This is a genomic window from Christiangramia lutea, from assembly GCF_022489035.1.
In the GTDB taxonomy this organism is placed as follows: Bacteria; Bacteroidota; Bacteroidia; order Flavobacteriales; family Flavobacteriaceae; genus Christiangramia; species Christiangramia lutea.
Genome location: NZ_JAKVTV010000012.1, coordinates 1 through 5,733 on the forward strand (window position 1 = coordinate 1; position 5,733 = coordinate 5,733).

Below are 5,733 nucleotides of genomic sequence, written 5' to 3' on the forward strand. Positions count from 1 at the left end.
TTTTGTATTCATCACTTTTCAATTGAAAGTTATAGATACAAATATAAAGAAGAATTTTGTTAACACGTGTTATTTTTTAATTATTTACACGATTTTCATTGAATCCGCTTGTAGCTAACGGTCTCGGTTATCGCCAGTTGGCGGAGTAAGGGACGCGGATTTGTCGGCTTAGTATTGGTTTGTTGGTCAAGTTAATTATTTTCTTACTTACGCTGCCGCTTATTGGCGATGAACCGTTGTTACATGCTGGCGCTTTTATAGTTTTTTGTGTAATTAATCCCTTTGCTAATAATTGCTTCGTTAGGTTGAAAATTTTTGCAACAGTCAAATATTACTTTTTCATTTTCAAAATATCTCGAATAGGATTTATCTAGGTTTTTATCCTCATATAAAAGATAGATTAATTCATCATTCTTAAAATAATAATTCACTACTATATTTTGATCTTTTAGATCCGTCCTAAATTTTGTTCTAACTAAATCGTTAGCTTTATCTTTAAAGAACAAACAGTACTCGGAGCCATTATTATTTTCTGTTTTTGAAATTTGCTTTATTTCGAAATCTGTATTATTTGGATCCGCTGTGTATTGGGTATATAAATAAGTTTTTTCAACTCTCTCTTTAATCAAATCAGTTTTGCTAGCCCCGCAAGATTCCAGGATTATTAGAATGAATATTGTTGAGATAAGTTTTAATTTCAATTTTCTTCTTTTTGGGATTTTTCTGGCGCTTGCATGTAACGGTCTCGGTTATCGCCAGTTGGCGGAGTAAGGGACGCGGATTTGTCGGCTTAGTATTGGTTTGTTGGTCAAGTTAATTATTTTCTTACTAACGCTGCCGCTTATTGGCGATGAACCGTTGTTGGCAGCCGGCTTTTTCTCTAATAAATTAGTTCTTTAATTGGAGTTTTTAAACCATAAAGGCATCCAGAACAATTATTTATGGGAGTATTTCTGTTTTTCAAGTGCTCAATTATCTTTCTTTCCTCCGGTTGTATTTTTATGCCCTCTTTCTCTAATTCGATTAAACCAGTTAATCCATAAGCTTGTAATTCTGGACTAATTTGTCTTAACCAAAATGCTAATTCTTTATAATCTTTTCTATCAACTAATTTCATCATCTTTTTAGCTTCTTTTGGATAGTAATCCATACTTTCAGAACATCCAAAACCAAATAATTTTAGTGTTTCAAATTGTTCAATGAAATTCTTTTCTTCAAGTTTTAGATCATAAATATTTTGATGTTCAATAAGGTACTTTTCGATTTGATTCACTTGAATATTAAAAATCTCACTTTGGATTATTTTCTCCGGATACTCAAATTCTTCTAGTTTTCCGAATACAATTTTATTATCCTGATCAGTTACAATATAAATTTTGAATTCCTCGTAAAAGCCTTCTTCTTTATAACGAATGCTAAAACCATAAATCATTTGTTTAAAATTGCTATCTAAATTTCGATAGATATTTAAGCCTTCTGAATCGATAACAAAGTTGTCAAATTCTTGATTTAGTAAACTATCAACTTGTGCAATATTCTTAGCCTTACTAAATTTTGAAAATAAGACTTCGAATCCATCTGCATTAGTTTTAATGCTAGTTAGAAGAATTATTATTAATAGAATTTTTCTCATAAAGCTTGCTGCCAACGGTCTCGGTTATCGCCAGTTGGCGGAGTAAGAGGCGCGGATTTGTCGGCTTAATATTGGTTTGTTGGTCAAGTTAATTATTTTCTTTCTAACGTTGCCGCTTATTGGCGATGAACCGTTGTTAGGTGCAGTGCTAAGCTATAATTTTCTTCTTTAGTTTTAGTTCTTTGTTCATCACTTTAAACAGGACTATTACCGATAAAATTAAAGATATTGAACTTGTAATTATCGGTAAATTAGTTAAAGAATCTTTATCCGGATTTTTAGTCAGAATGTATGTTGCTAACCATAGAATTAAAACTCCAGTAATAGTAAACAAATTTTTAAGTTTTGATTTCTTTATTACCAAACTTGATATAAGGATTATTTTACTCAGGAATGAAACCAATCCTACAAGCATTAATCTATCTTGAAAGTCAGCGTTGAAATCAAATAAAATTTCATCCTGGATTATTCTGATTGGACTTATAATTTCAAAAAGAAGTAAAATTCCAAATCCGTGTCCAGCTGCAATTGGTATCAATGAATGAGAAATTATTAATAGAAGTTTTAATTGTTTAAGTTCTTTCATCTAATTCTGTTGCATTGCATCCTAACGGTCTCGGTTATCGCCAGTTAGCGGAGTACGGGACGCGGATTTGTCGGCTTAGTATTTTGTTGTTGGTCAAGTTAATTATTTTCTTTCTAACGGTGCCGCTTATTGGCGATGAACCGTTGTTGGCTGCTGTTTGTCAGTTTTATCTTTATTTAAGATTGGTGATAGTAATACACCTCTTTTATAAATCCTTTTTGATCCTTAAATCTTTTAAAATTATTCCATTTTAGTGAATCTAGGATTTTATTGCATTTTAATAAAATTAGTGAATCTGAAATTGTCAATTTTTGGTAGATATTAGTATTAGGACTTTTTAGAATATTATCTTCTATTAGTGTATAAATTATATTAGGTTCTTTGTCAGTCTGTTTTAAAATTTCTTGTTGATTAAGTTGATAGGTTGTTTGATCGATTTTTGCAACTAATCTTTTTTGGCTTTTATAATCCTTTAGCTTATTCTCAATATAGAAACGAATATTTCCAAATTCGGTTTTCTCCTTTTGAACCAAAATCTTATTGCTAGAACAAGAAGTGGCAATCAAAATCATCAAACAAAAGAAGAATTTAATATTCGTGTTTTTCATTTTAATTTAAAGATTTGGTCAGCTTAATCTTCTTTCCTGGATTTTTCTCAAATTGCAGCCAACGGTCCCGGTTATCGCAAGTTGCGGGAATAGGGACGCGGATTTGTCGGATTAGTTGTTTTTATAATTGGTCTCTAAAATAGCAATTTTCAGCAAACTACCCGTTATTTGCGATGAACCGTTGTTACCTCTAGTTGCGACACGTTTGAGTGAGCTCTAGAACCGACCATCGCTGCGCTACAACACCAAAAATTATGAATGTTAGCAGAATTAAAAGAAAACACGTTCTTTCCTGGATTCTTCTTTAGGATTTTTTGTTTTTTTAGTCGGAGTTAGAATTTTGAAATTCAGGTTTTTTCAATTTCTTTTATATTTTTCAAGTTGAAATTCCCATTAGAATGTAGTTGATTTTAGGCAAATTTCGTTTTGTGTTTTTTCCAGTCAGAGTTGAAATATGAAATGCACTTTTTTTGTGATTTTTATTCTTTTCTAAATTTTTCTTTTGACCTTTTTATTCTTCAAGTTTTTAAGTTGAAATTTCGAATAAAAGGAGGTCGATTTTAGACAAATTTCGTTCTACACTTTTTATGTTGGAGTTAGAAATAGGAACAGCAGTTTTTTACCATTTTCTCTTTTCTTAATTTTTATTTTCCAATTTGTTATTTAGGCATTTTTAGCTTGAGATTTTAAATAGGAGGGAAGTGTTTTTAGGCAAATTTCGTTCAACACTTTTTAATTTTAAAATTAGTTAAGTCAGGATCTTGTTTTTGTCGGAGCAATTAGAGGTAACGGTCTCGGTTATCGCCAGTTGGCGGAGTGCGGGACGCGGATTTGTCGGCTTAGTATTGGTTCGTTGGTCAAGTTAATTATTTTCTTTCTAACGCTGCCGGCTATTGGCGATGAACCGTTGTTGTGCACAGTATGGCTATGATTTTATAAATTATATTTTTTTAAATTTCCTTCTCAAGAAAGTAGGGCTCAAATTCGCGATTGTAGCATGGCTCATCTAATTGAAATATTCCTTTGTTATAAGCTCGTTTATGAATTTCAGGGAGTAATTTAAATTTCTTTTTTCTTTCCCTTTCAGCTCGTCTAAAAGTTTCAAAATCATGTGTACCTGTTAACATCATGATTACTTCTATTTGTTCACATTGTTCAATCAGTTCTATAGTTGCAGGATCTATCCCAAGATATTTGAAAGTAATTTTATGCTTGTCAGTGGGAATTTCAATTTTAAAGAAACCTTCTAAATCTGTTTCTCCAATTTGAATAGTGTCACTAATGAAGATTGGAACGCCAGGTAAAGTTTCCAAATTGTTATCTATTACCCTTCCTTCACTAGTTTTATTTTGAGAATACAAATGACATATCGAAATTAGAGATATTAAAAGTAGAGCTATTAATTTTTTCATTCCTGAATTATTTTACTTTTAGTGATAATTGTCGATTAATTACAGTTTTTTCTTTTTTCTTTAATTAAATCGGTAAAACTTAAATATTTCTTGGTGTAATTTTTACCAAGATTATTGTAATCACTGATAAAGAATTCTTGAAATGTATAACCATCATCATTCATCTGTGCGGCACTTCCTAAAGTTCCCCATTTAAAAACTCCTAAAGTATCTCTAGGTGGTTCTTTTGGATTTTTTGAAATTGTATAATCTTCATTATAATCTCTAACGTTCATTTTCGATAATTCAATTCTATTACCTGTCTTATCTACTAAATAATATTTGTGGTCAATAAATCCTGAAGGTTTACTAAATTTTGTCAAAAGAACACCATCCTCGGGTATTCTATAAACCCTTCTGCCATTTTCATACTCTTCATCCAATCCGCATTTTTGATCATAAATAATATTTGCTCTTCCTCTAAAATCTTTAGGTATTAAAAAAGTTTCAGGTTCAGCATTTTGAATGCAACTACAGATTAAGAAGAATATTAATCCGGAAAATTTTGAATATTGCAGAATCTTTGTTTCCATATTGTGCACAACGGTCTCGGTTATCGCCAGTTGGCGGAGTAAGGGACGCGGATTTGTCGGCTTAGTATTGGTTTGTTGGTCAAGTTAATTATTTTCTTTCTAACGCTACCGTCTATTGGCGATGAACCGTTGTTGTGATGCGTATGTTATTCGATTTTCTCACCGACTATTTTATATGGTTTTCTAGGCATTCCGTACAGGATCATTCTATCATTGGAAACTTCTTTTATTGGAACTATTGTTGCCCTTTTCCCAGATTCGTAAATTGAAATGAAATATGTAGAGTCAATTTTCTCAAGACGAATTTTTGTCAATTCATCCTTTTCCATAATCTTCATGACCTGCGGACTTCCTAATTCCTTATTAAATATAACTTTGAACTTCTCATCATTCCAATTAAACTTAAACGATAATTTTTGAATTTCTTCTGGTGATAATTTAGTCTTAGTTTTTTTTAATCTTACATATTCTGTTTCGATCAACGAATTTTTATCATTTACTTTTCCCTGACTTTTTATTTTAATTCTATCTTCATTAATAAACTCAACAGTATCAGTCTGTTTTTGATTTATAATGATGTTGTTATTTTTAATTTTTATTGGAATTGAAGATTGTAATTGATCAAATGAAAAGTATTTCAATGAATCGGAATTTATTTCTATTATTAAGTTTTCTGGAATAATGTAGGTATCACCTTCTTTAGTCATCAACCATTTTCCATCTAAATCTTGTGCAGAAATTGAATCCACAATTAGTAAGAATGTTATTATAGTTAGTATTTTCATATATGCATCACAACGGTCTCGAATATGAAGAGTAGGGGCTTCTATATTCGTGTTTAAATTTAGGTGTTTTTGAATTCTGAAATATACACAATTCTTGTTTGCCCCTATTCTTTATATTCGTCGTTATGTGCAGCAGA

7 protein-coding genes are annotated in these 5,733 nt (G+C 31.0%); all 7 read right to left on the reverse strand.

Annotated features, from left to right (window positions below; genetic code table 11):
* Window positions 1-239: 239 nt before the first annotated feature.
* Window positions 240-701: a hypothetical protein gene (locus tag ML462_RS15760; protein WP_240714797.1), complete on the reverse strand. Its 462-nt coding sequence runs from the start codon at window positions 699-701 to the stop codon at window positions 240-242.
* Between the two features lie 179 nt (window positions 702-880).
* The gene (locus ML462_RS15765) at window positions 881-1,648 is read right to left on the reverse strand and encodes a hypothetical protein (RefSeq protein WP_240714798.1); all 768 of its coding nucleotides are present in this window, start codon (window positions 1,646-1,648) and stop codon (window positions 881-883) included.
* A gap of 133 nt (window positions 1,649-1,781) precedes the next feature.
* Window positions 1,782-2,219 carry a hypothetical protein gene (locus ML462_RS15770; RefSeq protein ID WP_240714799.1) on the reverse strand — a complete coding sequence of 146 codons (438 nt, stop codon included), beginning with the start codon at window positions 2,217-2,219 and terminating at the stop codon, window positions 1,782-1,784.
* A gap of 176 nt (window positions 2,220-2,395) precedes the next feature.
* Complete coding sequence (locus ML462_RS15775; RefSeq protein WP_240714800.1) at window positions 2,396-2,827, reverse strand: hypothetical protein; 432 nt, start codon at window positions 2,825-2,827, stop codon at window positions 2,396-2,398.
* Between the two features lie 950 nt (window positions 2,828-3,777).
* Window positions 3,778-4,239 carry a carboxypeptidase-like regulatory domain-containing protein gene (locus ML462_RS15780; RefSeq protein ID WP_240714801.1) on the reverse strand — a complete coding sequence of 154 codons (462 nt, stop codon included), beginning with the start codon at window positions 4,237-4,239 and terminating at the stop codon, window positions 3,778-3,780.
* A gap of 35 nt (window positions 4,240-4,274) precedes the next feature.
* Window positions 4,275-4,811 carry a DUF6843 domain-containing protein gene (locus ML462_RS15785; RefSeq protein ID WP_240714802.1) on the reverse strand — a complete coding sequence of 179 codons (537 nt, stop codon included), beginning with the start codon at window positions 4,809-4,811 and terminating at the stop codon, window positions 4,275-4,277.
* Window positions 4,812-4,957: 146 nt separating this feature from the next.
* The gene (locus ML462_RS15790; RefSeq protein ID WP_240714803.1) at window positions 4,958-5,596 is read right to left on the reverse strand and encodes a hypothetical protein; all 639 of its coding nucleotides are present in this window, start codon (window positions 5,594-5,596) and stop codon (window positions 4,958-4,960) included.
* Window positions 5,597-5,733: the final 137 nt, after the last annotated feature.

What these genes read in the sequence shown, in the direction of transcription:
- ML462_RS15770 (WP_240714799.1), bottom strand. Translation starts at nt 2,219, where the DNA reads ATGAAAGAACTTAAACAATTAAAACTTCTATTAATAATTTCTCATTCA.
- ML462_RS15775 (WP_240714800.1), bottom strand. Translation starts at nt 2,827, where the DNA reads ATGAAAAACACGAATATTAAATTCTTCTTTTGTTTGATGATTTTGATT.
- ML462_RS15780 (WP_240714801.1), bottom strand. Translation starts at nt 4,239, where the DNA reads ATGAAAAAATTAATAGCTCTACTTTTAATATCTCTAATTTCGATATGT.
- ML462_RS15785 (WP_240714802.1), bottom strand. Translation starts at nt 4,811, where the DNA reads ATGGAAACAAAGATTCTGCAATATTCAAAATTTTCCGGATTAATATTC.
- ML462_RS15790 (WP_240714803.1), bottom strand. Translation starts at nt 5,596, where the DNA reads ATGAAAATACTAACTATAATAACATTCTTACTAATTGTGGATTCAATT.